This window comes from Actinomycetospora sp. TBRC 11914, assembly GCF_012933465.1.
In the GTDB taxonomy this organism is placed as follows: Bacteria; Actinomycetota; Actinomycetes; order Mycobacteriales; family Pseudonocardiaceae; genus Actinomycetospora.
On record NZ_JABBND010000011.1, the window covers coordinates 83,567 to 107,533 of the forward strand.

The 23,967-nt window shown below is 70.9% G+C and carries 24 protein-coding genes; 4 read left to right on the forward strand and 20 right to left on the reverse strand.

Annotated features, from left to right (window positions below; all coding sequences use genetic code 11):
* Window positions 1-116: 116 nt before the first annotated feature.
* The 15 genes from HH311_RS17675 to HH311_RS17745 form a co-directional block, all read right to left on the reverse strand.
* A complete protein-coding gene (locus tag HH311_RS17675; RefSeq protein WP_169185002.1) occupies window positions 117-1,064 on the reverse strand; it encodes a PDR/VanB family oxidoreductase in 948 nt (315 codons plus the stop codon).
* A gap of 89 nt (window positions 1,065-1,153) precedes the next feature.
* A complete protein-coding gene (locus HH311_RS17680; protein ID WP_169185003.1) occupies window positions 1,154-1,354 on the reverse strand; it encodes a ferredoxin in 201 nt (66 codons plus the stop codon).
* A gap of 15 nt (window positions 1,355-1,369) precedes the next feature.
* Window positions 1,370-2,260: an SDR family NAD(P)-dependent oxidoreductase gene (locus tag HH311_RS17685; RefSeq protein WP_169185004.1), complete on the reverse strand. Its 891-nt coding sequence runs from the start codon at window positions 2,258-2,260 to the stop codon at window positions 1,370-1,372.
* Between the two features lie 104 nt (window positions 2,261-2,364).
* Window positions 2,365-2,961, reverse strand: a complete 597-nt coding sequence (locus tag HH311_RS17690; RefSeq protein WP_169185005.1) for a TetR/AcrR family transcriptional regulator — start codon at window positions 2,959-2,961, stop codon at window positions 2,365-2,367.
* 4 nt (window positions 2,962-2,965) lie between these two features.
* Entirely contained in the window at window positions 2,966-4,021 is a 1,056-nt protein-coding gene (locus tag HH311_RS17695) for an ATP-binding cassette domain-containing protein (RefSeq protein WP_312030217.1), read from the reverse strand.
* A gap of 49 nt (window positions 4,022-4,070) precedes the next feature.
* Window positions 4,071-4,754, reverse strand: coding sequence for a hypothetical protein (locus tag HH311_RS17700; RefSeq protein ID WP_169185006.1), 684 nt, complete (start codon window positions 4,752-4,754; stop codon window positions 4,071-4,073).
* Complete coding sequence (locus tag HH311_RS17705) at window positions 4,751-5,536, reverse strand: hypothetical protein (RefSeq protein WP_169185007.1); 786 nt, start codon at window positions 5,534-5,536, stop codon at window positions 4,751-4,753. The genes HH311_RS17700 and HH311_RS17705 overlap by 4 nt, the downstream gene beginning before the upstream one ends.
* Entirely contained in the window at window positions 5,506-6,876 is a 1,371-nt protein-coding gene (locus tag HH311_RS17710) for an MCE family protein (RefSeq protein WP_169185008.1), read from the reverse strand. Before HH311_RS17710 ends, HH311_RS17705 begins: the two co-directional genes overlap by 31 nt.
* Window positions 6,873-8,177, reverse strand: coding sequence for an MCE family protein (locus tag HH311_RS17715; protein ID WP_169185009.1), 1,305 nt, complete (start codon window positions 8,175-8,177; stop codon window positions 6,873-6,875). Before HH311_RS17715 ends, HH311_RS17710 begins: the two co-directional genes overlap by 4 nt.
* Window positions 8,177-9,394 (reverse strand): MCE family protein, encoded by a 1,218-nt coding sequence (locus HH311_RS17720; protein WP_169185010.1) that lies wholly within the window; start codon window positions 9,392-9,394, stop codon window positions 8,177-8,179. The genes HH311_RS17715 and HH311_RS17720 overlap by 1 nt, the downstream gene beginning before the upstream one ends.
* The gene (locus HH311_RS17725; protein WP_169185011.1) at window positions 9,391-10,455 is read right to left on the reverse strand and encodes an MCE family protein; all 1,065 of its coding nucleotides are present in this window, start codon (window positions 10,453-10,455) and stop codon (window positions 9,391-9,393) included. Before HH311_RS17725 ends, HH311_RS17720 begins: the two co-directional genes overlap by 4 nt.
* A complete protein-coding gene (locus tag HH311_RS17730) occupies window positions 10,452-11,618 on the reverse strand; it encodes an MCE family protein (RefSeq protein ID WP_169185012.1) in 1,167 nt (388 codons plus the stop codon). Before HH311_RS17730 ends, HH311_RS17725 begins: the two co-directional genes overlap by 4 nt.
* The gene (locus HH311_RS17735; RefSeq protein ID WP_169185013.1) at window positions 11,615-12,886 is read right to left on the reverse strand and encodes an MCE family protein; all 1,272 of its coding nucleotides are present in this window, start codon (window positions 12,884-12,886) and stop codon (window positions 11,615-11,617) included. The genes HH311_RS17730 and HH311_RS17735 overlap by 4 nt, the downstream gene beginning before the upstream one ends.
* Entirely contained in the window at window positions 12,883-13,734 is an 852-nt protein-coding gene (locus tag HH311_RS17740) for an ABC transporter permease (protein WP_169185014.1), read from the reverse strand. The genes HH311_RS17735 and HH311_RS17740 overlap by 4 nt, the downstream gene beginning before the upstream one ends.
* Window positions 13,731-14,513, reverse strand: a complete 783-nt coding sequence (locus tag HH311_RS17745) for an ABC transporter permease (protein WP_248292725.1) — start codon at window positions 14,511-14,513, stop codon at window positions 13,731-13,733. The genes HH311_RS17740 and HH311_RS17745 overlap by 4 nt, the downstream gene beginning before the upstream one ends.
* Before the next feature lie 350 nt (window positions 14,514-14,863).
* On the opposite strand from HH311_RS17745, the gene HH311_RS17750 reads away from it, so the two are divergent.
* From HH311_RS17750 to HH311_RS17765, 4 genes are all read left to right on the forward strand, one after another.
* Window positions 14,864-15,532: a TetR/AcrR family transcriptional regulator gene (locus HH311_RS17750; protein ID WP_169185015.1), complete on the forward strand. Its 669-nt coding sequence runs from the start codon at window positions 14,864-14,866 to the stop codon at window positions 15,530-15,532.
* An 87-nt stretch (window positions 15,533-15,619) separates the two neighbouring features.
* Window positions 15,620-16,381, forward strand: a complete 762-nt coding sequence (locus tag HH311_RS17755) for a 3-hydroxyacyl-CoA dehydrogenase (RefSeq protein WP_169185016.1) — start codon at window positions 15,620-15,622, stop codon at window positions 16,379-16,381.
* A gap of 17 nt (window positions 16,382-16,398) precedes the next feature.
* The gene (locus HH311_RS17760) at window positions 16,399-17,214 is read left to right on the forward strand and encodes an enoyl-CoA hydratase/isomerase family protein (protein ID WP_169185017.1); all 816 of its coding nucleotides are present in this window, start codon (window positions 16,399-16,401) and stop codon (window positions 17,212-17,214) included.
* A gap of 17 nt (window positions 17,215-17,231) precedes the next feature.
* Complete coding sequence (locus HH311_RS17765) at window positions 17,232-18,227, forward strand: nitronate monooxygenase family protein (protein ID WP_169185018.1); 996 nt, start codon at window positions 17,232-17,234, stop codon at window positions 18,225-18,227.
* A 78-nt stretch (window positions 18,228-18,305) separates the two neighbouring features.
* On the opposite strand, the gene HH311_RS17770 is transcribed toward HH311_RS17765, so the two are convergent.
* The 5 genes from HH311_RS17770 to HH311_RS17790 form a co-directional block, all read right to left on the reverse strand.
* A complete protein-coding gene (locus HH311_RS17770; RefSeq protein ID WP_169185019.1) occupies window positions 18,306-19,454 on the reverse strand; it encodes an acetyl-CoA C-acyltransferase in 1,149 nt (382 codons plus the stop codon).
* 15 nt (window positions 19,455-19,469) lie between these two features.
* On the reverse strand, window positions 19,470-20,642 hold the full coding sequence (locus tag HH311_RS17775; protein ID WP_169185020.1) for an aromatic ring-hydroxylating dioxygenase subunit alpha: 1,173 nt from the start codon (window positions 20,640-20,642) through the stop codon (window positions 19,470-19,472).
* 67 nt (window positions 20,643-20,709) lie between these two features.
* On the reverse strand, window positions 20,710-21,465 hold the full coding sequence (locus HH311_RS17780; protein WP_169185021.1) for an SDR family NAD(P)-dependent oxidoreductase: 756 nt from the start codon (window positions 21,463-21,465) through the stop codon (window positions 20,710-20,712).
* On the reverse strand, window positions 21,462-22,586 hold the full coding sequence (locus HH311_RS17785; protein ID WP_211190423.1) for an acyl-CoA dehydrogenase family protein: 1,125 nt from the start codon (window positions 22,584-22,586) through the stop codon (window positions 21,462-21,464). Before HH311_RS17785 ends, HH311_RS17780 begins: the two co-directional genes overlap by 4 nt.
* Window positions 22,583-23,803: an acyl-CoA dehydrogenase family protein gene (locus HH311_RS17790; RefSeq protein WP_169185022.1), complete on the reverse strand. Its 1,221-nt coding sequence runs from the start codon at window positions 23,801-23,803 to the stop codon at window positions 22,583-22,585. The genes HH311_RS17785 and HH311_RS17790 overlap by 4 nt, the downstream gene beginning before the upstream one ends.
* Window positions 23,804-23,967: the final 164 nt, after the last annotated feature.

Genomic DNA, 23,967 nt, shown 5'->3' on the forward strand with positions numbered 1-23,967 from the left:
GAACCTCCGAACTCCTCGTCCATGGGCGGATTCCCCACCTGTGCAGGGGCGTACCCGTGGTGACGGCGCCTTTAATCTAACAACTTAAGGTAAGCGTGTCGACCATGAGCCGGATCTCAGAGGTCCAGGACGAGCCGCGGCGAGCGGCACCGGCCGCAGCAGATCATCATTGTGGCGCCCTCCGCGCGCTCCTCGTCGGTGAGCAGCGAGTCGCGGTGGTCCGGTTCCCCCTCGAGGACCGTGGTCTCGCAGGTCCCGCACGTGCCCTCCCGGCACGAGGTCTCCACCTCGACACCGGCGGCCTCGAGCGCCTCGACGATCGACTCCTGCGGGCTCACGGTCACCATGACCCCGGAGCGCCGGGCCTCGACCTCGAACCCCTCGTTCGGCCCGTCCGCCGCGCCCGGCTTCGCCGCGAACCGCTCGACGTGCAGGGCACCGGCCGGCCAGGCCTTGCACGCGGCCTCGACGGCCTGGAGCAGGGGCTCGGGCCCGCAGCAGTAGACGGCCACGTCCTCCTGCGGGTCCCCGAGCAGGGCCTCGAGATCGAGGAGGCCGAGCTCGTCCTCGGGCACGAGCGACACCTCGGCCAGGGCGCCCAGTTCCTCCCGGAACGCCATCCGGTCCCGGGTACGCCCGCCGTAGGCGAGCGTCCAGGGCACGCCGGCCGCCGCGAGGCGGTGGACCATGGGCCGCAGCGGCGTGATCCCGATGCCGCCCGCGACGAAGACGTAGCGGTCGGCGTCGACCAGGGCGAAGTGGTTGCGCGGTCCGCGCAGCGTGACCGTGTCGCCCTCGGCGAGCTCGTCGTGCACGTGCGCCGACCCGCCGCGCCCGTGCTCCTCGCGCAGCACCGCCACGTCGTAGCGCGTGCGGTCGGCCGGGTCGCCGCACAGCGAGTACTGCCGGACCAGGTCCGGCCCCAGCACCAGGTCGACGTGGGCGCCCGGCTCCCAGGGCGGCAGCTCGCCCCCGTCCTCGCGGCGCAGTTCGAGCCCCACCACGCCCGTGGAGCGGGATTCCTTGGCGGTGACCCGGACAGTGGTCTCGGTCTCGGATGTCATGGGTCTCCTCGGGCACAGCGGCGAAGAGCCCCGCCGACGGCGAGGGCCGTCGGCGGGGCTCGGGTCCGCTCGGGTTCGTTCGGGAGCGGTCAGTCCTCGGACAGGGTGAGCGCCTGCTCCGGGCACATCTGCACGGCCCGCTGCGCGGCCTCCAGCTCGCCCTCGGGCACCGGGTCCTCGAGGATCACCGGATCTCCCTGGTCGTCCGAGTCGATGACGTCAGGAGCCTCGCCGTAGCAGAGACCGTGGCCCGAACAGGCCTCGCGGTCGATCGTCAGGTGCCACGCCATCGGTGCGTTCCCTCCTCAGCCTTCCTGGTCGTACCAGGGGTGCGGGGTGTCCTCCTCGAACTGGATCGCGACGCGGGCGAGCGTCCCCCCGTCCGTGGAGGGCAGGACGACGCCGGACATGTAGCCCGAGTCGTCGCTCGCCAGGAAGAGCGCGACCTTGGCGTTGTCGGTGATGGCCGGCGGCCGGCCGACCTTCAGCGGGATCGGCGAGACGCCCGGGTCCCAGGGCCCCGGCTGCATCGCGACCTGCATCTGCTCGTACGACTGCCCGACGACGTCGGCGCCCTGGTCCATGAGGAAGTTGGGCGACATGCCGTGGGTCGGGGCCAGGGCGTTGACGCGGATGCCGTACTTGCCGAGATCCAGGGAGAGCCCGCGGACGAGACCGTTGACCCCGGCCTTGCTCGCCGAGTACGGCGAGATGCTGTGGTAGGCGGCGAACGAGGCCGCCGAGGACGTGGCGATGATCGTGCCGCCGCCGTTGGCCCGCAGCGCCGGGACCGCGTGCTTGGCGCAGAGGAAGACCCCGGTGAGGTTCGTGTCGATGACCTTGTGCCAGTCCTCCTCGGGGAAGTCCTGGAAGTCCAGGTGCTCCCCGCCGAGGACCGACGGCACGCCGCCGCGGGACACGATGCCCGCGTTGGCGAACATGATGTCCAGCTTGCCGAACTCGGCGACGGCGGTCTCCACGCCGCGCTTCACGTCGGCCTCCACGCGGACATCGCCGTGCACGGCGACGGCCTGGCCGCCCTGCTCCGCCACGAGCTTGACCGTGGCGTCGGCGCGGTCGGCGTTGATGTCGAAGACGACGACCTTCGCGCCCTCGGAGGAGAAGAGCAGCGAGGACTCCCGGCCGAGACCGGAGCCTCCGCCGGTGATGATCGCGACCTTGCCGTCGAGCTTCATGGCGCTGCGTCCTCCTCGAGGAGACGGATGTCAGAGGTGGTCGGCCACTCGTGCCTTGCGGCGGGCCGTGACCCGAGCCACCTTATTCTTTTAGGTTTAGAGGGTCAAGCGGTGACCGGTGACCCCGTGAGCGCCGGGACCACGAACTCCCGGATCACTCGGGCGGTCTCCAACGCACCGTCACGAGGCGACCGCCCGACCAGGAACAACAGCACCTCGGTCAGCCACGCGCAGGCCTCGTCGAGCACCAGGCCGTCCCGGAGGTCACCCCGTGCCTGGGCGTCGGAGAGCACCGGTTCCCAGAACTCGAGCGAGAGCCCGAGCGCGACGGGCCAGATCTCGTTCGAGACCTGGTCCTGCTCGACGAAGAGCTTCCGGATCATGGGATCGTCCCGGCCCCGGTCCACCAGGAGCACGATGCAGTCGAGGAGCGCCTGACCGAAGCGCTCCCCTGCCTCGAGGATCCGCTCGGCCGTGGACAGCGCCGCCCGGACCCGCCGCACGACCACCTCGACCAAGAGGGCCTCACGGTCGCGGAAGTAGCGGTAGACCGTCGGGCGGGAGACTCCCGTGACCCGGGCAACGTCCACCATCGTCGTCCGGGCCGGCCCGAACTCGCTGAAGCAGTGCTCCGCCGCCCGGATGATGCGGCGGTGCATGTCGCTGCGGTGCTCGGTCTCCACCACCGGGAGGGCGCTCATGGGCTCAGTTCAGGAACGGACGGTGGAAGGCGTGGGTCTGGGTGTCGCTCTCGACGGGTGACACCCCGTAGCGCTGGCGGTCCTCCTCGGTCAGGGTCTCCAGGATCGCGGTCTGGGCCTTCTCCGGGAGATCGTGCAGGCCCTCCATCACACGGTCCTTGCGGCGCCGGATCGCCTGCCGCTCCCCCAGACCCTCGCTGGGCATGGTCTGGTCGTCGATGAAGGTCTCGTCGTCGCTGGTGTCGCCGCCCTGGCGGCGCAGTTCCTCGAGCTCGGCCTCCATCTGGGCGCTGTCCTTCTCCTCGGACATCCCGATGGGCCCGACGCGGCGGCCCTGCAGGAACTGCTGCACCACCGGCTCCTCGGAGGTCAGCAGGACCTCGCGGGGTCCGAACATCACCAGGTTGCGTCGGAAGAGCATCCCGATGTTGTCCGGCATCGAGCGCGCCGTCCCGAGGTGGTGGGTGACGACGAGGATCGTCGCGTCCAGCTGGGTGTTGAGGTCGACCAGGAGCTGGTTGAGGTACGCGGTGCGCACCGGGTCCAGCCCCGAGTCCGGCTCGTCGACCAGGATGATCTCCGGGTCGAGCACCAGGGCCCGGGCCAGACCGGCGCGCTTCTTCATGCCGCCCGAGATCTCGCCGGGGAGCTTGTCCTCGGCGCCGGTGAGCCCGACCAGCTCGAGCTTCTCCATGACGATGTTCTTGATCTCGGACTCGCCCTTGCGGGTGTGCTCGCGGAGCGGGAACGCGATGTTGTCGTAGAGATCCATCGATCCGAACAGCGCGCCGTCCTGGAACAGCACGCCGAACAGCTTGCGAATCTCGTACAGCTCGTTCGCGGTGCACGTCACCAGCTCGGTGTCGTGGATGTGGATCGAGCCGGTCTCGGGCTTGAGCAGCCCGATGATCGACTTCAGCAGCACCGACTTGCCGGTGCCCGAGGGCCCGAGCAGCACGCTGATCTCCCCGGGCGGGAGGGTCATCGTCACGTCGGACCAGATGTTGGAGCTGCCGAACGACTTCGACAGGTGCGAGATGGCGACTTCTGCTCCCGGCACGGCGCCAGGCCTCCCTCGGTGGTCAGACGCGGCCCGCGAGGGCCGCGGGTCAGATGGGGGTGACGTCGGCGACGAGCCAGCGCCCGTCGACCAGGTTCATGCCGACGCGGACGCGGCTACCGCTGAATGTCGGGTCGGACTTGCCCGCCGCTGTGGTGGTCTGGTTGAGGAAGAGCAGGACGGACACGCGGGTCGTGCTCTCCTCGGCGGTCGGGGCCGAGTTCGCGACCGTCGTCTGAGTGACGGTCTGCTGCTGCTGGGACGTGGGCGTCACGACGTCCTTGATGAGCGAGCCGTACTCGTCGTGGAACTGCCCCGTGGTGAGGTCCTGACGCTGCGCGACCTCGCTGCCGACCGTGTGGTAGTCGTACGACAGCAACGTGACGATGCTCTGCTCCGCGGTCGTCCGGGCGCCCTGGGCGGCTTCGTCGACGGCCGACTGCTGGTGCGCCAGGTAGGCGAAGAGCCCCGAGACGGCGCCGAGGATCAGCGCGGCGACCAGCATGATCGTCAGGGCCCGCCGTGGCTGGTCGACGGCGGCCGCCGCGACGGCCTTCGCGCCGCGCACCGTCCGCGTCGGGAGGCCCTTGACGAAGACGTACCCGCCCCGCAGCCCCGTCCCGGCCTTCCGGACGAGGCCGGCGCCTCGCCGGGGACGCTTCCCGCCGTCCGGGGCGTTCCCGGTGCCGGTGTCGGTCGTCGTGGTCTCGGTCTCGAGCGCTGCAGTGCTCACGGGATGAACTCCATCTTCGCGACCTTCCAGGCACCGTCCGCGTACTGCATGGACATCTCGACCCGGTACTCGCGGGTCTCGCCCTGGGGGACCTGGCTGTTCTGGACCTTGGAGGAGATGGAGGCGATGACCTGCGCGTCGTCGCCGTCCAGGCTCTCGACGCCCGCCTCGGTGACCTGGCCGGTCGAGATGACCTTGCCCTCCTTGACGACCCCGGAGTACGAGTCGATGTTCTGCCCGAACAGGCTCGCGAAGTCCCCCGTGGACACCTCACGGACGCGCTGGATGTCGGCGTCGGCGGTGTTGTAGTTGACCGACACCAGGTCCACCGCCGCCTGCCGGCTCGCCGCGAGCACGGACTCGCGGTCGCTCGCCGCGGCCGCGCCCAGGCCCCACACGACGCCGGTCCAGATCGCGGCGCCGAGGGCCAGGAGGGCGAGCGCGGCGCACCCGATGAGCGCGATCCGCGTCCGGCGGGGAGCCGGGGTGCGCGGTTCGCGGGTCTCGGTGGCCGGCTCGGCCCCGGGCTCCGGCGGCACCGCGGACCGCGGGGTCGCGCTGCGGGACGGCACGATCTCGGCCGCACGCGGCCCGTTCGGGGACCCGGTCGTCGCACCCCCGCCCGACGACGTGGCCGCCACGGCGGCCTCCTCGTCGCGGTGCACCTGACGGGGGGCGACGACCGTCCGCTGGGGAGCGTCCTGGGGCGACTCCGCGGAGCCGGGCTCGGCGGGCCCGGCTCCCGGCCGGGTCAGCCGTGGTTGAGCAGCAAGCCTTGCCATGTCATCTCCTGAGCACTGGGGGCGGGCGTCTGGGGCGCACCGATGGCGTCCAGCGGACTGAGCATCGCGAGGCCGGAGCCGTCGGCGGTCACGTTCGTCGTGGGCAGGTTCCCCGAGCTGGTGTTCGACGGGACGGTGGTCGGGCCGGTACCGAGGGGCTTGTAGCCCGCTCCACGGCACTCGGTGATGAGCGGCGCCCGCCGACCGGGCGGGGAGCCCGGCTCGAAGCAGGGGAGCTGCCTCGCGCTGCGCGCCTGGAGCGGGTTGTTCTGCGGGAGCTTGCAGTAGCTGTTCGGGGGGAGCGGTTCGTCGTCCAACTGGTTGGAGTCACGCGCGCCGCCGGGCTGACCGGGGGGAACCCAGCCGAAGCTGCAGTTCGGGTTGTTGACCGTGGTCGTCAGGTTGAAGTTGAACGCTCCCAACCGGTCGGACGGCACGTTCGTCTGCACCGCGGCCGTGACCATGGGGTAGACGACCAGCACCTGCTCGATGCCCGCGTGGTAGGCATCGGCGAGCTTCGCCAGCGTGTCGGTGCTGTTGAGCAACGTCGGGGTCACCGGGGCGAGCTGGGCGAGCAGGTCGTTCGCCTGCTGCGCCGCCGGGATCCCGTTGTCGATGGTCCCTCGCAGGTGCCCGTCGCTCGCCTTGACCGCCGCCGAGAACGAATTCAGATCCCTCGTCCACGACCGGAGGTCGTTGCTGCTCGCCAGCTGGGAGTTCAGGAAGGTCTCCCCGTCACCGATCAGCTGGTGCGTCTGGGGATAGTTCTGCGCAGCGGTGTCGACCAGGGCCTGGGTGTTGTCGAGCAATCGGCCGAGATCCGGGCCCAGGTTCTTGAACGCCGCCGACCCCTCGTCCAGGACGGTGTTGAGCTGCGCGGGCTTGATGCTCGCGAGGAGGGTGTTCGTGCCGTCGAGCACCGCGGCGATCGGCGGTGGGGTGGAAGCCTGCGACATCGGGATGTCGGCGCCGTCGGCGAGCAACGCCCCGTCCCCGCCGGGCTGCGGTACGAAGTCGACGAACTGCTCACCGATGGCCGACACGCTGTGCACCTCGGCCCGGCTGTTGGCCGGCGGCATCTGATCGTCGTTCAGGGACAGCGTCGCCCTGACCCCGCCGGGGACGAGGTCGACGTGGGTGACCCGGCCGATCGTGTAGCCGCGATAGGTCACGTTGGCGTTCGGATAGATACCGCCCGCCTGCGGCAGCTCGACGGTGACGTTGTCCCGCCCGAAGCCGAGCAGTGCCGGCACCTGGAGGTAGACGAAGAAGATCAGGGCGAACGCCGTGATCGTCAGTGCCGTGAAGACGATCAGCTGGTTGCGGACGAAGCGGGTCACTGGCCACCTCCGAGGAGTCCGCCGAGCACGCCGCCCGACTGCGATCCAGAGGCCGGCGCGGGAGCCGGTGCCGCCGGTGCGGGAGCCGCGGGTTGAGCTCCACCGGCGGCCGGTGCGGCGGACCCACCGGCGGCGGGAGCCTGCTGGGCGGGTTGACCGCCCTGCACGGCATCGGGCGAGAGACTCGCCGCACCCGGCAGGTTGGAACCCGCCGGTACGAGTGGATTGATGAGCTTGGTGGCCGCCCCGGTGTCGCCGGCCAGCGCCTTCTCGATCCCGCCGAGCGTCCCGGCCAGCGGCGTCCCCGTGAGGAAGTTCTTGTCGAGGGTGCCGAGAGTCAGGTCGAGGGTGAGCCAGAAGTTGATGTAGTCACCGCGGAACTCGCGCGAGATCGTCGACAGCGGGAACACCAGGGTGCCGAGGAGGTCCAGCGACTTGGTGAGCGACTGGCCCGAATCGGCGAGGCCCCGGAGCGCCGGGACCAGATTGTTCACGTCGGTGGCGAGGTTGCCGCTGCTCTTGTCCACGACGTCCTTGAAGGTCGTCCCGAACTGACCCAGCGACTGGAGCGCGTCGATGATCTGGGTGTGCTCCTGGTCGAGCACGGCCAGGGCCGGCGGGATGTCGTCCAGGGCGCCTTTCAGCTGCGCGTCCTGGGCCCGCACCCGGGCCGCGAGGCGGTCGATGCCGTTGAGGGCGTTGATGATGTCGCCCTTCTGCCGGTCCACGCCCGTGATCAGGGTGTTCGCCTGGTCGAGCAGCTCCCGGTACTGCGGGGCCCGGCCGTCGAGCGCCTTGTCGAGCTCCGTCGTGATCGTCTTGATCTGGGCGAAGCCACCGCCGTTGAGCAGCGTGGACACCGTGGCGAGGACGTCCTCGGTGGCCGGGTACATGCCGGTCCGGGTCAGCGGGATCGTGGCTCCGGCATCGAGGTGCCCCGTCGCGGGCTCGGTCTTCGGCGGGTCGATCTCGATGTACTTCGCACCGAGCAGCGACACCTGACCGACCTGCGCGGTGGCGTTGGCCGGCAGCGAGACGTCGGGGTTGAGGTCCACGGTCACCAGGGCGTTCCAGCCCTGGAGCTCGACCTTGCGGATGACGCCGACGTTGATGTCGTTGACCCGCACCGGGTTGTTGGGCACCAGGTCGGCGACGTTCGCCATCTGGATCCGGACGGGGTAGCTGCCGTCCTCACGCCCCTGCGTGCCGGGGAGCGCGAAGTCGTTGATCCCGTCGTAGTTGCAGCCCGCCAGGATCGACAGGCACAGCAGGAGTGGGAGGAGCGCCCACCTGCGCCTCATCAGTTACCTCCGAGCGGGTTGGGGACGACACCGGGGAGCTGCTCGTTGTTCGTCGTGTCCGGTACGCCCGGGTTGGCCGGGGCGGTGTTCGGGGCATCGATCGGGTTGATGCCGATCGGCGGGTTCTGCTGGCGCAGCAGATTGAGCGTCGGGCCGAGGACCGTCCCGCACTCCTGCTGTGCATCGGCCGAAGGGATCGGACCCGCGTTCGCGATCGCCGTGCAGACCAGGTCGGCGGGGGTGTTGAGGTTGTCCACGACGAGCGTCCCGCGGAAGGCCGAGGTCTTCGTGTCCTGGATGTTCCACAGGTTGAGCAGCGTGCTCGGGCCGACGTGGAGCACCTGCGCGATGACGTCGCGCTTGGCGGCGAGACCCTGGAGCACCTGGCCGGTCTCGGAGACCGTCTTGGTCAGCGGGCCCTTGTTCTCGGCGACGAACGAGTTGACCAGGCCCGCGGCCCGGTCCACCGACGCGAGCGCCTGCTGCAGCTCGGTGTCGTTGTCGGCCAACGTCCCGCTCACCGAGGCGAGCCGGGAGTTGAACTCGGTGACCTGGTCGTCGACCTGCGCGAGCCCGGTGATGAAGACCTGCAGGTTGCTGATCGTCCCGAAGAAGTCCTGCCGCCCGTCGGCCAGCGTCTGCAGCGCCGCCGAGGCGTCCTTGACCGTCTGGTTGAACCGGGCGCCGTTCCCGCCCTGGCCGTTGGCCGCGGCGACCTGCAGGAACCGGGAGAGCGAGCCCTGCGGGTCCTGCGCCGTCGGCCCGAGGGACCGGGCGAGGTCGGTCACCTGGGTCTTCAGGTCGTCGAACTCGAGCGGGGACTTGGTGTGCTCGAGCGGGATGACCCCGCCGTCCGGCAGCGCCGGCCCGTTGCCCTGGAGGATCGGGCCGACCTGCAGGAACCGGGTGGAGACCAGCGTCGGCGACATGACCGCCGCCGTCGCGTCGGCCGGGAGCGTGTACTTGCTGTCGTAGCTGAACGTGATCTTCACGTCGTTCGGCTCCGGCTCGATCTTCTCGATCTCACCGACGTCGACCCCGACGATCTGCACCCGGTCCTTCGGGTAGATGCTCTGCGCGGTCTTGAAGTACGCGACGGCGGTCTTGCTGCTGGTGAGGCTGATCAGCACGTAGGCGCCGACCGCCAGCAGCACCACCACCAGGCCGACCGTGACGTAGGTGAGCGGGCGCTGCGCTGCGCGGAGTCGCTCGATCATCGGTTACCTCCCTGCGGCAGCAGGCTGGTGATCGCGGCCGACGGATTCGCGGCCGTCGGCAGGGTCGGCTCGGTGAAGAACTGCTGCGGGACGAACTGGACCGGGGTCGCGGTCCCACTGGCGCCCGCGAGGTCACCGACGCCGCTGAACTGCGGGGTCGTCGAGAGGCCCTCACCGAGACCGGTGATGAACGAGGAGATCCGCTGCAGGGCGGCGACGGTGTTCCCCTCGTTCTGGTGGAGCAGCACCATCGCCTGGTTGAGCTGGTCCAGGGCCGGCTTGAGCTTGCCGTTCTGCTCGTTGACGAACCCGGACGCCTGATCGGCGGCCTGCGTGGTCTGCACCAACAGGTCGTGGATCACCTGCCGGCGCTGCTCGAGCTCGCCGAGGAGGAGGTTGCCCTGCTGGATGATGTCGGTGACCTGGGCGGTGTGGTCCCTGAGCAGCCCCGTGACGCTCTCGGCACGGGCGAGCAGCTGCTGGAGCTCCGCGTCGCGGGACGACACGGTCTGCGACAGCCGGGACAGCCCGACGAAGGCCGGCTCGATGTCGTTCGGGGTGTTCTTGAAGGTCTGCGAGAAGGTGTCGAGGGCCTTCGAGACCGACTGGTTGTCGATCTGCGAGGTCTTGTTGGTCAGGTCCTCGATGGCCTGGGTGATGCTGTACGGCGCCTGCGTCCGCTGGACCGGGATCTTGTCCCCGGACTGCATCTCCCCCGGCCCGCTCGGAACGATCTTGAGGCGGCGCTCGCCGAGCAGCGTCTGCGTCTCGATCACCGCCGTGGTCGACTGGCCGAGGACGACGTGCTTGGCGGTGAAGGTCACCAGCGCGTCGGTGCCGTCGATCGAGACGTCGGTGACCTTGCCGACCTGCGTGCCCGCCACGTCGACCTCGTCGCCGGACTTGAGCCCGCCGCCGTCGACGAAGGCCGCCTCGTAGCTGGTGCCGGCGATGATCGGCAGGGCCGCGATCTGGAAGCTGCCGAACAGCACGGCCAGCATCGCGACGATCCCGACGACCGCGACGACGAGGAGGTTCTTCTCGCGGAACCGGAGCTTCACTTGCCCACTCCCTTCGCCTCGCGCTGCTGGGGCGTCTCCAGCGGGTGCCGGTCCTCGATCGGGTACTGGGTGCCGTCGTCGTTGGCCTTGCAGCGCTCCACGTTCGGGTTCGGGCCGAAGTAGCCGTTGGTGCCCTTGAAGAGCGGATCGTTCGGGTCCGGGAAGACGTGCGGCTTGCCGTCCGGGCCGGTGACCTTCACCCGCAGGGCGCAGATGAACAGGTTGTAGGTGCTGCCGCGCGAGCCGAGACGGCTGATCCGCAGGTAGCCACCGGGCAGGTCACGCAGGAACGTGTTGACGTCGTCGCTGCCCTGATTGACCAGGGTGGAGAGCCGGTCGATCTGCGGCACCGCGTCCCTGAGCGGACCACGGACCCGGGTGAGCAGGGTGTTGACCCCGCTGACCAGGTTCGTCGTCGACTGCAGCGAGTCGCCCAGGCGGCCCCGCTGGTCGGACAGCCCCTTCACCAGCTTGTCGAGGTTGTTGATCGTGTCGCTGACCTCCGGACCGCGCTGGTCGAGCGTCGTCAGCACCGAGTTGAGGTTGTTGACGGTGTCGCCGATCAGCGCGTCCTTGTCGGCCAGGCCGTTGGTCAGCGAGGCGGTCCGCTGCAGGAGGCTGTCGACGGTGCCGCCCTCGCCCTGCAGGACGTTGACCAGATCGTTCGAGAGGTCGTTGATCTGGCCCGGGTCCAGCCCCTGGAAGAGCGGGGAGAACCCGGCGAGCAGGACGTTGAGGTCCAGCGCCGGCGCGGTCTGGGAGATCGGGATCGTGGCGCCCTCGGGCAGGTTGCCGGGTGTGCCGGGGCCCTGCTTGAGCTCCAGGTACCGATCGCCGGTGAGGTTGAGGTACCGGATGTCGGCCTGGACGCCGTTCGGCAACGGCGTGGTCCGGTTGACGTCGAACGTCACCTTGCTCTGGGTGTTGTCGTAGATCTCGACGTCGCTGACGGTCCCGACCTTCACGCCGGCGACCCGGACGGTCTGGCCCGCCTTGAGCCCGGACGCGTCGGTGAAGATCGCCGAGTAGCTCGCGCGATCCTCGAAGAGCCCGCCGCCCGCGAGCTCGATGGCGATCAGGATCAGGACGAACACGGTCGCGATCAGGAAGATGATGCTCTTGGTGAGAGGGGCGCCGATCGCCTGTGCGGACTTGCGGCTCACTTGTCCGTCCCCCCCGGAATCGTGTTCTCGTTGCCACCGGCCTGCGGGGTGGGCTGGAACGGGAGGGTCGCGTCGGGACCGAAGAGCGTGGCCACCAGCGGCTGGCGGGCGGTGTTGATGTTCGGCCCGTCGGCGACGCTGCCGCCCTTGTCGACCTTCTTGAACAGCCCGGCCGGGACGTTCGGTGCGGTGATGTAGGGCAGGCCGTCGCAGTCCGGGCCGTTGTTCGTGCCGACGACCGGGAGGTTCTGCGGGTACTGGTAGGAGTTCCGGCCGTACTCGATGGTGGTGTTGCCCTCGAAGCCGGGGAAGTGCGCGCTCTGCTGTGTGAGCTCGCGGCGGTCGGCCTCGGCAATGCCCCCGATCCAGCAGCTGAACTCCGGCGAGTACTTCTTCAACAGACCCGTGATGTCCTTGAGGTCCGCGGCCGTGTTCTCGAGCTGGGGGCCGTTCTGGGCGAAGAAGCTCTGGCCGGTGTGGCCGAACGTCTTGAGCACGCCCAGGAACTTGTCGAGCTTGCCCTGCTGCTCGACGAGCGTGTTGCTCGGCGTCCGCAGGTTGTCCAGCGTGTTCAGCAGGTCGGGCGCGACGTCGGCGTAGGTGTTCGTCACCGTCGCCCCCTTGGCGAAATCGCGCTGCAGCTGCGGAAGATCGGTATTGATCTTCTTCAGGTAGGCGTTCGCGGCCTCGACCGTCTGGCCGATGTCGTCGCCACGCCCGTTGAGGGCACCCGAGAGGCCGCCGAGGATGGAGCTGACCTTCGCCGGGGTGGCCGTGTCCAGCACCGTCTGCAACTGCTGGAACAGGTTGTTGACCTCGACCGTGATGTGGCCGGCGTCGAGGTGCGCGCCGTCCTGCAGCGTCCCGACGGCCTGCGTCGGGTCGGACAACTGGACGGTCTTGGCGCCGAACGCAGTCAGCTGGCTCAGGGCGACCACCGGGTTGCCCGGGATCGCCGACATCTGGTCGGGCTGCATGTCGATGGCGAGGCTCACCCCGCCCTGGGCGTTCCGCTCGACGTCGGCGACCTTGCCGACCTGGACGCCCCGCATCTCGACGCGGTTGCCCTTGGTCATCTGCAGCCCGGCCCGGCCGGCGTCGACGTACACGCGGTCGGTGGGCGTGAAGGCCTCGTTGAACTGCAGCACGCAGAGCCCGATGAACGCGGCGACGATCGCGAGCAGGATCAGGCCGTAGAGCTTGTACTTCACCCGGTCCCAGGAGGACTCGGTGTGGACCGGCACCCCGGCCGGCACCGCCGCGGTCATCCGGAGATCCGGAAGACGTCGGAGTTGGCGTAGAGCGCCATCGAGATGCAGAGCTCGACACCGAGGACCGCGATGAGGGAGGTGCGGACGGCCTTGCCGACCGCCTGTCCCACACCGGCCGGACCACCGGACGCGGTGTATCCGTAATAGGTGTGGATCAGGATCACCACGACGGCGATCCCGATCGCCTGCGCGAAGGAGAACAGGATGTCCGACCACTGCATGAACGTGTCCATGTAGTGGTTGTAGGTACCTTCCGAGAGGCCGAAGAAGTCGACCTGGGTGGTCTTCCAGCCGACCCAGGCCCCGACCATCGACATCGCGAAGATCGGGATGATCGTGATCATTCCCGCGACCAGCCGGGTGGTGACGAGGTAGGGCAGCGAGCGCACGCCGATGACCTCGAGCGCGTCGATCTCCTCCGAGACCCGCATGGCGCCGAGCTGGGCGGTGAACCCGCTGCCGACCGTGGCCGCCAGCGCGGCGCCGCAGACGATCGGCACCAGCAGCCGGGGGTTGAGGAGCGCGGAGGCGAAACCGCCGAGGGCCTCGAGGGAGAGGTTCTTCAGCGCGTCGAAGGTCTGGACGCCACCGGTCACACCCGCGAAGAGCGTGATGAACAGCGAGATGACCGAGGAGCCGCCGATCACCGCGAGGGCACCGTTGGACATCCCGACCTCGGCGATCAGCCGGACCTGTTCCTTCTTGTAACGGCCGACGGCCTTGTAGGTCCAGCCGATCGAACTGCCGTAGAAGGCGGCCTGCTGGCCGAGGTCGTCGAGCACACGGAGCGGCGCGCCGAGGACCTTGACCGCGACCCGCCCCGCGGAACTGTCCGTGAAACTCACGTGTGTCCTCCGACGATTCCCAGCGAGTAAGGGACCTGGGTGAGGATGATGTTGATCGGGAAGAGCGCGAGGAACGTGTAGACGACCGTCTCGTTCACCGCGTTGCCGACGCCGCGGGGGCCACCGGCGCAGTTCATTCCGCGGTAGCAGCCGACGAGGGCCCCGACCACGCCGAAGACGACGGCGCGGATCTCGCCGTGGATGAGGTCGGGGAAGCCGACCAGGAGCTTCAACGAGTCGACGTACTGGCCCGGACTGGCGTCCTGCAGGAAGACACCGAAGACGTAGCCACCCGTGAGCCCGATGAGGATCATGACGCCGTTGAGGAGGACGGCGTTGAGGGCGGTGGCGAGGACTCGGGGGACCACGAGGCGCTGGACCACGTCGATGCCGAGGACCTCCATGGCGTCCAGCTCTTCGCGAATCTTGCGGGCGCCGATGTCGGCGCAGATCGCGGTCGAACTCGCGCCGGCGATGATGAACGTGGTGGCGACCGGTCCGATCTGGGTGATCGTCGCGAAGCCGGAACCGGCTCCTGACAGGTCGATCGCCCCGATCTCGACCAGGATCAGGTTGAACTGGAAGGTGACCAGGGCGACGAAGGGAATCCCCAGCAGGATGGTCGGCCCGAGACTGACACTGGCCACGAACCACGTCTGCTGGATGAACTCGCGCCACTGGAACGGCCGCTTGAAGATCGCGACGAACGTGTCGAGCGTGAACGCGATGAAACCGCCGACCGGCTTCGCGGCCTTCATCGCGATGCTGGGAGCGCTCATCCCGCGCCCTCCCACGGTGCTGACGACATCGTCGACCCACTTCCGTTCGAGTTCCGGGCACACCACACCGGGTGGTGCAGACAGCAGGCGGCCCGCGCGAGGGCAGGCGACACGTCGCGGCAGGGGTTCGCCACCACGAGGAGCACGGGAGCGGCTCCCTGGTGTGGTCCGGGTCGCGGGGTGGGCGTCGTCGGATTCAGCGTGTCAGTGAGACAAACGACGTCAACCGTCTTGCGAGACGTTGTTGTGACCCAGGTCACGGTAACACCTGCGTGTCACGTCACGTGTGGGGGAGCGACACCCGGGCAACCCCGCCCGATCCGGACGCAGGAACCCTTAGCATCGAGCCCGTGGAGGCTTCGAGAGTGGGGGACGCCGGGGAAGGATCGGCTCCGGCCGAGAGCGATACCTGGCGACGGACGAGGGACAACCTGCTCGACGCCGCCGAGGCCTGCTTCGCCACCTACGGCGTCGCGAAGACCTCGATGAACGACGTCGCGCGCCGCGCCGGTCTGTCCCGCCCCACCCTCTACCGCTACTTCGGCGACCGCGAGGCGCTCAACGTCGGCGTGGTCATGCGCCGCTCCGAACGCCTCGTCCGCCGGGCCGTCGCCCACATCGAGAAGCAGCCCACCCTCGAGGACAAGCTCGTCGAGGGCCTGGTCTTCCTCATCGACCACGGCAGCCGCGACGACGTCGTGGGTGACCTGATGTCGACCGACTCGCCCCGGGCGGCGAGCCGACTCCTGGAGTCCGACGCCGCCGAACGGGTCTCCGAGCGGGTGTGGGGGGCCGTCCTGCTCGAGGACGGCATCCGGGCCGGGGTCCGCTCGGACGTGGACATCGAGGACGCCTTCCTCTGGCTCGTCCACGTCCAACTCTCGATGATGACGCTGGTCCGCCACCGTGACGGCCCCGAGACGTGGCAGCGCGTGCGCCGCCTCATCCGGCGCTTCATCCTTCCGGCCTTCCTCGACGATGCGGTCACCGCCGCACCTCACAGAGCCTCCGGACGATGACCACACTTCTTGCGACCGCTTACCTAAAGCCATAAGTTTCTTCCGGCGCTCGACGTCCGCGCCGCGACCGGAAGGAGCTGTGTACCCATGGAGATCGACGGAGCCGTCGCGCTCGTGACCGGCGGAGCGTCGGGCCTCGGCCTGGCGACCACCGAGAAGCTGGTCGACGCCGGCGCGAAGGTCGTCATCGTCGACCTGCCGAGCTCGGACGGCGAGCAGGTCGCCGCCAAGTTCGGCGAGGCGGTGCGCTTCGCCGCCGCCGACGTCACCGACGAGGCGCAGGTGGGCGCCGCCCTCGACGTCGCCGAGGATCTCGGGACCCTGCGGGTGGCCGTGAACTGCGCCGGCATCGGCAACGCCATCAAGACCGTGGGCAAGAGCGGGCCGTTCCCGCTGCCCGACTTCACGAAGGTCCTCACCGTCAACCTGGTCGGCACCTTCAACGTCATCCGGCTGGCCGCCGAGCGGATCGCCCGGGCGGAGCCGGTCGCGAGCGAGCGCGGTGTCATCATCAACACCGCCTCGGTCGCCGCGTTCGAGGGCCAGGTGGGGCAGGCCGCCTACTCGGCGTCCAAGGGCGGCATCGTCGGGATGACCCTGCCGATCGCGCGTGACCTCGCGAGCCTGGGCATCCGGGTGGTGACGATCGCGCCGGGCCTGTTCGAGACCCCTCTGCTCGGCAGCCTCCCGGACGACGTCAAGACGTCGCTGGGCAACCAGGTGCCGCACCCGTCGCGTCTGGGGCAGCCGTCGGAGTACGGGCAGCTCGCCGCCCACATCGTGGCGAACCCGATGCTGAACGGCGAGACCATCCGCCTCGACGGCGCGATCCGCATGCAGCCCCGCTAGAGGACGAGGAGTACGCGATGAGCGTGTCGACGGAGCCGCGGAGCGGCGTGGCGAGCGAGCGGCGCGACGGCGTCGCGACCGTGACGATCGACCGTCCGGGCCGCAAGAACGCGCTGGACCCGGCGGCGTTCGCCCGGCTCGCGGCGGAGCTGACGGCGCTGGACGCCGACCCGGACGTGCGGGTGGTCGTGATCACCGGGGCGGGCGGCGACTTCTGTGCAGGCGCCGACCTGTCCGGCAGCGACGACCGTCCCCACCCACTCATCGGGATGGAGGAGGTCAACCGCGCCGCCGTCGCCCTGCACCGGCTGTCGAAGCCCTCGATCGCGAAGGTCGACGGCGTCGCGGTCGGCGCCGGGTTCAACCTCGCCCTCGGGTGCGACCTCGTCGTCGCGTCCGACCGGGCCCGGTTCTCGGAGATCTTCAGCAAGCGCGGCCTGTCGGTCGACTTCGGCGGCAGCTGGCTGCTCGTCCAGCGGGTGGGCCTGCACCGCGCGAAGGAGCTCTGCCTGCTCGCCGAGGTCCTGCCCGCCTCCCGGGCGGCCGAGATGGGCCTGGTCAACAAGATCGTCGGCGTCGACGAGCTCGACGCCGCCGTGGCGGAATGGGCGGACCAGCTCGCCGCGGGGCCGCCGGTGGCCATCACGCTGACCAAGCGGCTGCTCGACCAGGCCGTCACGTCCTCGTTCGAGGACGCCCTCGACCGCGAGGCCCACGCGCAGGCCGTCAACCTCATGGGCGTCGACGCGCCCGAGGCGTTCGCCGCCTTCCGCGCGAAGCGGACGCCGACCTTCACCGGCGGGTGGGCCCCGGCCCCGCCCGCGACCCCCTGATCGACGGAGGACGACACATGCGGACGCGTTTCACCGAGCTCTTCGAGGTCGAGCACCCCGTCGTGCAGGGCGGGATGCAGTGGATCGGGCGCGCCCCGCTCGTGGCCGCCGTCGCGAACGCCGGCGCGCTCGGGTTCATCACGGCGCTGACCCAGCCCACCCCCGAGGACCTCCGCGCGGAGATCCGGCGCTGCCGCGAGCTCACCGACAAGCCGTTCGGGGTGAACCTGACGATCCTCCCGGCGATCACGCCGCCGCCCTACGCCGAGTACCGGCAGGTGATCATCGACGAGGGCGTCCCGATCGTCGAGACCGCCGGCGCCAACCCGGTGGAGCACCTCGAGCACTTCCACGCCCACGGGATCAAGGTGATCCACAAGTGCACGAGCGTGCGGCACGGCCTCAAGGCCGAGAAGCTCGGCGTGGACGCCCTGTCCATCGACGGGTTCGAGTGCGCCGGGCACCCCGGTGAGGACGACGTCCCCGGGCTGATCCTGCTGCCCGCGGCCGCGGACGCGATCACCATCCCGTTCATCGCCTCGGGCGGGTTCGGCGACGGGCGCGGCCTCGTCGCGGCCCTCGCGCTCGGCGCCGAGGGGATCAACATGGGCACCCGGTTCATGGCCACGGTCGAGTCCGGCATCCACGACAACGTGAAGGCCCGGCTCGTCGAGGCCGGCGAGCGCGACACCCAGCTGATCTTCCGGCAGCTGCGCAACACCGCCCGCGTCGCCGACAACGCGGTCTCGCGCGAGGTCGTGGCGAAGCTGGCCGAGGGCGCACAGTTCCCCGAGATCCAGGATCTCGTCGCCGGGGTGCGCGGGGCGAAGGTCTACGAGACCGGCGACCTCGACCACGGCATCTGGTCGGCCGGGATGGTCCAGGGCCTCATCCGCGACATCCCGACCTGCGCCGAGCTGGTGTCCCGCATCGTGGCCGACGCCGAGGCCATCATCGCCGGGCGGCTCGCGGACGCCCTGGGCGCGCGCGTGGGCGCGGCCGCCGCGAGCTGATCCCCGGCCGACGTCAGGAAAGTGGCGTTGCGGACACTGGTCGTCGGCAACGCCACTTTCCTGACACGGGGCTCGAGGTCAGAGCAGCTCGAGGATGGTGGCGTTGGCCTGGCCGCCGCCCTCGCACATGGTCTGCAGGCCGTAGCGGATGCCCTGGTCGCGCATGTGGTGCACCAGCGTCGTCATGATCCGGGCGCCGGAGCCGCCGAGCGGGTGCCCGAGCGCGATCGCCCCGCCGTTCGGGTTGAGGGCCTTCGCGTCCGCGCCGAGGTCGGCGAGCCACGCCAGGGGCACCGGGGCGAACGCCTCGTTCACCTCGAAGGCGCCGATCTCGTCGATGCCCAGCCCGGACCGCTCGAGCGCCTTGCGGGTGGCGGGGATCGGCGCGGTCAGCATGATGACCGGGTCGGCACCGGCGAGGACCGCGGTGTGCACCCGGGCGATCGGGCGCAGCCCCAGCTCGGCGGCCTTCTCGCTCGTCGTCATCAGCAGGGCGGCCGACCCGTCGGAGATCTGTGAGCTGTTCCCCGCGGTGATGACGCCGTCCTCGGGGCGGAAGACCGTCTTCAGCTCGGCGAGCTTCTCCACGGTCCCGCCGCGCCGGATGCCCTCGTCGGCCGCGACCACCGTGCCGTCCGGGCTGGTGACGGGCAGGATCTGGCCGGAGAACCGGCCGTCGTCCTGCGCGGCGGCCGCCTTCTCGTGGGAGCCGAGCGAGTACTCGTCGAGCACGCGGCGCGAGAGTCCCCACTGCTCGGCGATCATCTCGGCGCCGATCCCCTGGTTCGGCGAGGTCTCGCCGTAGCGGGCGTGGAAGGCGGGGCCGAACGGGTCGGCGCCCTGGGAGGAGCTGCCCATCGGCACGCGGGACATCGACTCCACGCCGCCGGCGACGACGACCTCGTACTGGCCGGCGACGAGCCCGGCGGCGGCGAAGTGCACCGCCTGCTGGGACGACCCGCACTGCCGGTCGACGGTCACCCCCGTGACCGTCTCGGGCCACCCCGCGGCGAGCGCCGCGTTGCGCGCGATGTCCAGGGTCTGCTCGCCGGTCTGCGAGACGCAGCCCCAGACGACGTCCTCGACGAGCGCCGGGTCCACCCCGGCCCGCTCGACGAGCCCGGACAGGACGTGGGCCGACAGGTCGGTGGGGTGGACCCCCGACAGGCCGCCGTTGCGCTTGCCGACCGGCGTCCGGACCGCCTCGACGATCACCGCGTCGCGCATGTGTTCTCCGTTCCGTCAGGCGAGCAGCGTGCGCAGCTCGCGGTGGAAGATCTGGTTCACGGTCTCGTTGCGCCCCAGCAGCATCCCGGCCGCGTCGGCGCTGCCCAGGCCGCTCTGCGAGGCGCGCAGCAGGGGGAAGTCCTCCTGGTGCAGCACCGCGAGCAGGATCTCCCAGTTCTTGTCCCAGACCCGCTGCCACTTCTCGGGGTCGAGCCCGCTCTTCTCCACCGTCGGCACCAGCAGGCGCATCTCCATCCGGCACCAGCCCGGGTCGGTGGGGTGGGGGCGGAAGGTCAGCAGCTCGAAGTGGTCGTCGGGCTGGCGCAGCAGCGTCGAGTTCGGGAGCAGGAAGTGGCCGTCGGTGACGTGGCGGACGATGTCGTCCGGCGCGTCGACGGGGTCGACCTCGCGGAAGCGGTCGATGGACTTGCGCGGCGAGCACATGCGCGCGTGACGACCGAAGTCCTCGACGACCTGCACGTTGGTGTGCACGTGCTTCGCCGCGGTGTTCGGGTGCGCGTACTGGATGTGGTAGTTGTCGACGAACGCGTCCTGCATGAGCTTCCAGTTGGCGGGCTCGTCGAAGCCCTCGGACCGGTAGGCGACGAGGTCCTCGAGCCCGTAGCCGGCGAGCATCTCGTCCACCTCCGGGCCGAGCCAGTCGGCCACGTCGATGTCGGCGCCCGCCCGGTCGACGATCCACACGAGGCCGTGGCGCTCCTCGACCGGGAGCTCGACGAGACCGAGCTGCGACCGGTCGACCTCGCCGAACGTCGTGTCCTTCGTGATTGCGCGCAGCGAGCCGTCGAGGTCGTAGGACCACCGGTGGTACGGGCACGAGAACAACCGGCACTGCCCCTCGGTCCGCTCCTCGAGCACCGCGCCGCGGTGGCGGCAGAGGTTGACGAACGCCTTGACCCCGCCGTCGGGCTGGCGCGCGACGATGACGTGGTTGCGCGGCATCCGCCGGGTGATGAAGTCGTGGGGCCGCGGCAGCTCCGAGGCGTGCGCGATGATCGAGGGGACGCGCCCGAACACCCGCTCGCGCTCCTGCGCCGCGATGTCCGGGTCCCGGTACTGCTCGGGCCCGAACGGCAGCACCGCGTCGGTCTCGTCCGTGGTGCCCGTGCCGAGGTGCTCCAGCGTCCGCCGGACGCGGTCCTGTCGGGAGGCCGTGGTACGGGTCATGAGAGCCCCTTCGCGATCATGTTTACCTAACACCTCAAGGTAAACGCCGACGTCCTCCCGCACCAGCTCAGAACACCGAGTATCCGCCGTCGACCACCAGTTCCGCGCCGGTGTGGAAGCTCAGGGTCGGGTCGGCGAGGAAGGCCGCGACCTGGCTGAACTCCTCCGGGTCGGCCCAGCGCCGGACCGGGGTGCGCGCGGTCGTGGCCGCCATGAAGCGCTCGTCCTCCCGCGCCTGTTCGTTCATCGCGGTCCGGGTCCACCCCGGCACCAGGACGTTGCAGCGCACCTTGTGGCGGGCCAGCTCGACGGCGAGCGTGCGACCCAGGCCGAGCAGACCGGTCTTGCTCGTCGCGTACGCGGCCTGCCCGGCCGATCCGTAGCGGCTGACCATCGAGGAGACCAGCACGATCGACCCGCCGGTGCCCTGGGCGACGAAGCGCCGGGCCGCTTCCCGCGCGGAGAGGAACGTGCCGTCGAGGTTGGTGCGCAGCACCGCGTGCCAGTCGTCGAGCGTGGTGTCGACCAGGGGCACCGCCCGGGCCACCCCGGCGTTGGCGATCATGCACCCCAGCGGTCCCAGCTCGGCGACCGTCTCCTCCATGGCCGCGCGCGTCTCGTCCTCGTCGCCGACGTCGCAGGTGACCGGCAGCGCCCGCGCCCCGGCCGCCCGCAGCTGGGCACACGCGTCCTCGTTGCGGTCCTTCGCGCGGCCCCACACCGCGACGTCGGCCCCGGCCTCGGCGAGGCCACGCGCCATCGCCAGGCCGATGCCCTGGTTGCCGCCGGTGACGACGGCGACGGTCCCGGTCAGGTCGGTCACGAGGTCTCCTCCGGTCCGGGCACGCCGAGCAGCTCGCCGAGCGCGGCCCGGTGGCGGTCGGCGGTGCCGAGCACGATCGCCTGGCTCGTGGCGCGCTTGAGGAACAGGTGCACCACGTACTCCCAGGTGAAGCCGATCCCGCCGTGCAGCTGCAGGCACTCCTGGGCGGCCCGCAGCGCCGTCGGCGAGAGGTGGGCCTGGGCCAGGGCCGCGGCCACCGGCAGGTCGGAGGCGCCGGTGGCGGCGCAGTCCGCGGCGTACCGGGCGACCGCGCACGCCTGGGTGATCAGCACCGCGAGGTCGGCCGCGCGGTGCTTGAGGGCCTGGAACGACCCGAGCGGCCGGCCGAACTGGTGCCGATCGCGCAGGTACGCGACGGCCTCGTCCAGGCACCGCCGGGCCACGCCGAGCTGCTCGGCGGCCAGCAGCACCGCCCCGATCCGCTGTGCCGCGGCGACGGCGTCGGCGACGACCGCGCCCGTCGCCAGCCGCCGTCCCGTCGCGGCGTCGAGGGTGACGTCGGCGATCGGGCGGGTCATGTCGAGCGAGACCGCCGGCGTGACCCGCACGCCCGGGTCGGTGACGTCGAGGGCGTACAGCGCCCCGCCGGCGGGCACGAGCAGCACGTCGGCCGCGGCGGCGTCGAGGACGCCGGGGACGTCGCCGGAGATCCGGTCGGCGTCGACGGCGAGGGGGACGAGCGGCTCGCCCGGCGCGCTCGCGGCGGGGACGGCGAGCGCCACGATCCGGTCGCCGCCCGCGAGGCCGGCGAGGAGGTCGCGCTCCCCCACGGCCAGCAGCAGCGCCGTCGCGACCGAGCAGCCCAGGAAGGGCACCGGGGCGACGGCACGACCGAGCTCCTCGGCGACGACGGCGGCCTCGCGCCAGCTCGCGCCGGCCCCGCCGAGCTCCTCCGCGACGGGCAGGGCGGCGCACCCGAGCTCGGCGGCGAGGGTGCGCCACAGCGCCCGGTCGACCGGCTCGGCGGTCTCGGTGCGGGCCAGCACGTCCTGCCAGCCGGCGCGGCGGTCGAGCAGGGCCCGGACGGCGGCGCGCAGGTCCTCCTCGACCTCGGAGTACCGCAGGTCGCCCACGGGCGGGGACTCGGCGAGGGTGGTCATCGCGGCAGCTCCGAGAAGGGGACGTCCTTGTCGATACGCGGCTCGGGCGGCAGTCCGAGGACGCGCTCCCCCACCACCGTGCGCAGGATCTCCGAGGTCCCGCCCTCGATCGAGTTCGCGCGGGAGCGCAGGTAGCGCCAGCCCGGGGCGGCCTCGGTCCAGGGCACCGGTTCGGGGGCGCGCTCGGAGTAGTCGGGGTAGCGGAGCCCGGCGTCGCCGAGCACCTCGAGCTCGACCTGCGAGATCTCCTGGTTCAGGCGGGCGTGCTCGAGCTTGATGGCCGAGCCCTCCGGGCCCGGGCGTCCGCGCGCCAGCTCCTGCTCCCAGCGCGCCGTCGTCAGGCGGGCCGCCTCCGCCTGGACCCACAGGGACAGCACCCGGTCGTGGAGTCCGGCGGTGCGCCGCTCCGGGTGGTCGTGCCACGCCGCGAGCAGCGCCCCGATCCCGCCGCTGTGTCGCGGGGCCGTCCCGGAGGTGTAGGAGACGCGCTCGTTCATCAGCGTCCCCTGGGCCACCGCCCAGCCCTGGCCGACCTCACCGACCCGGTCGGTGTCGGGGATGCGCACGCCGTCGAGGACGACCTCGTTGAACTCGGTCTCGCCGGTGATCTGGCGCAGCGGCCGGACCTCGACCCCCGCCGCGTGCATGTCGCACACGAAGTAGGTGAGCCCGCGGTGCTTCGGGACCGACGGGTCCGTGCGGGCGACCAGCAGGGCCCAGCGGGCCCGGTCGGCGAGGCTGGTCCACACCTTGCGGCCGTGGACGACCCACTCGTCCCCCTCGCGCACCGCACGGGTGGCGAGCCCGGCCAGGTCGGAGCCCGCGCCCGGCTCGGAGAACAGCTGGCACCAGGCTTCCTCCCCGGTCCACAGCGGACGCAGCCAGCGGCGGCACTGCTCGTCGGTGCCGAAGGCGCGCAGCGTCGGCCCGGCCATCCCGTGGCCGATCGGGTTGTCCGACGGGCGGTGCTCTGGCGCCCCGACGGCGCGCAGCTCGTCCTCGACCACGGCCTGCAGGTCGCGGTCGGCTCCCAGACCGCCCTGCCCGGGCGGGAGGTCGACGCGCGCCAGCCCGGCGTCGAACCGGGCGCGCAGGAAGGCGAGCCGGTCGGCGCCGGCGGTGGGGTGCCCGACGAGGAACTCGCGGACCCGATCGAGGACCTCGGACCCACCCGGGCCGGCCGCGGCCTGCTCCGGGCCCGACGACACCGCTGTCATCCCGCTCCTCCCCATCGCGCCACCGTGGCGGTGGCCCGAACCTAAAACCTCTAGGTAGCGCCGCGGTCACCGGCCCGCCGTGACCCTGGACACGCTAAACCTTCAACCCTTAGGCTCCGGGCGCCGACCACTGGTCCGGCGCACGGACGTCCTCCCCCGGCCCC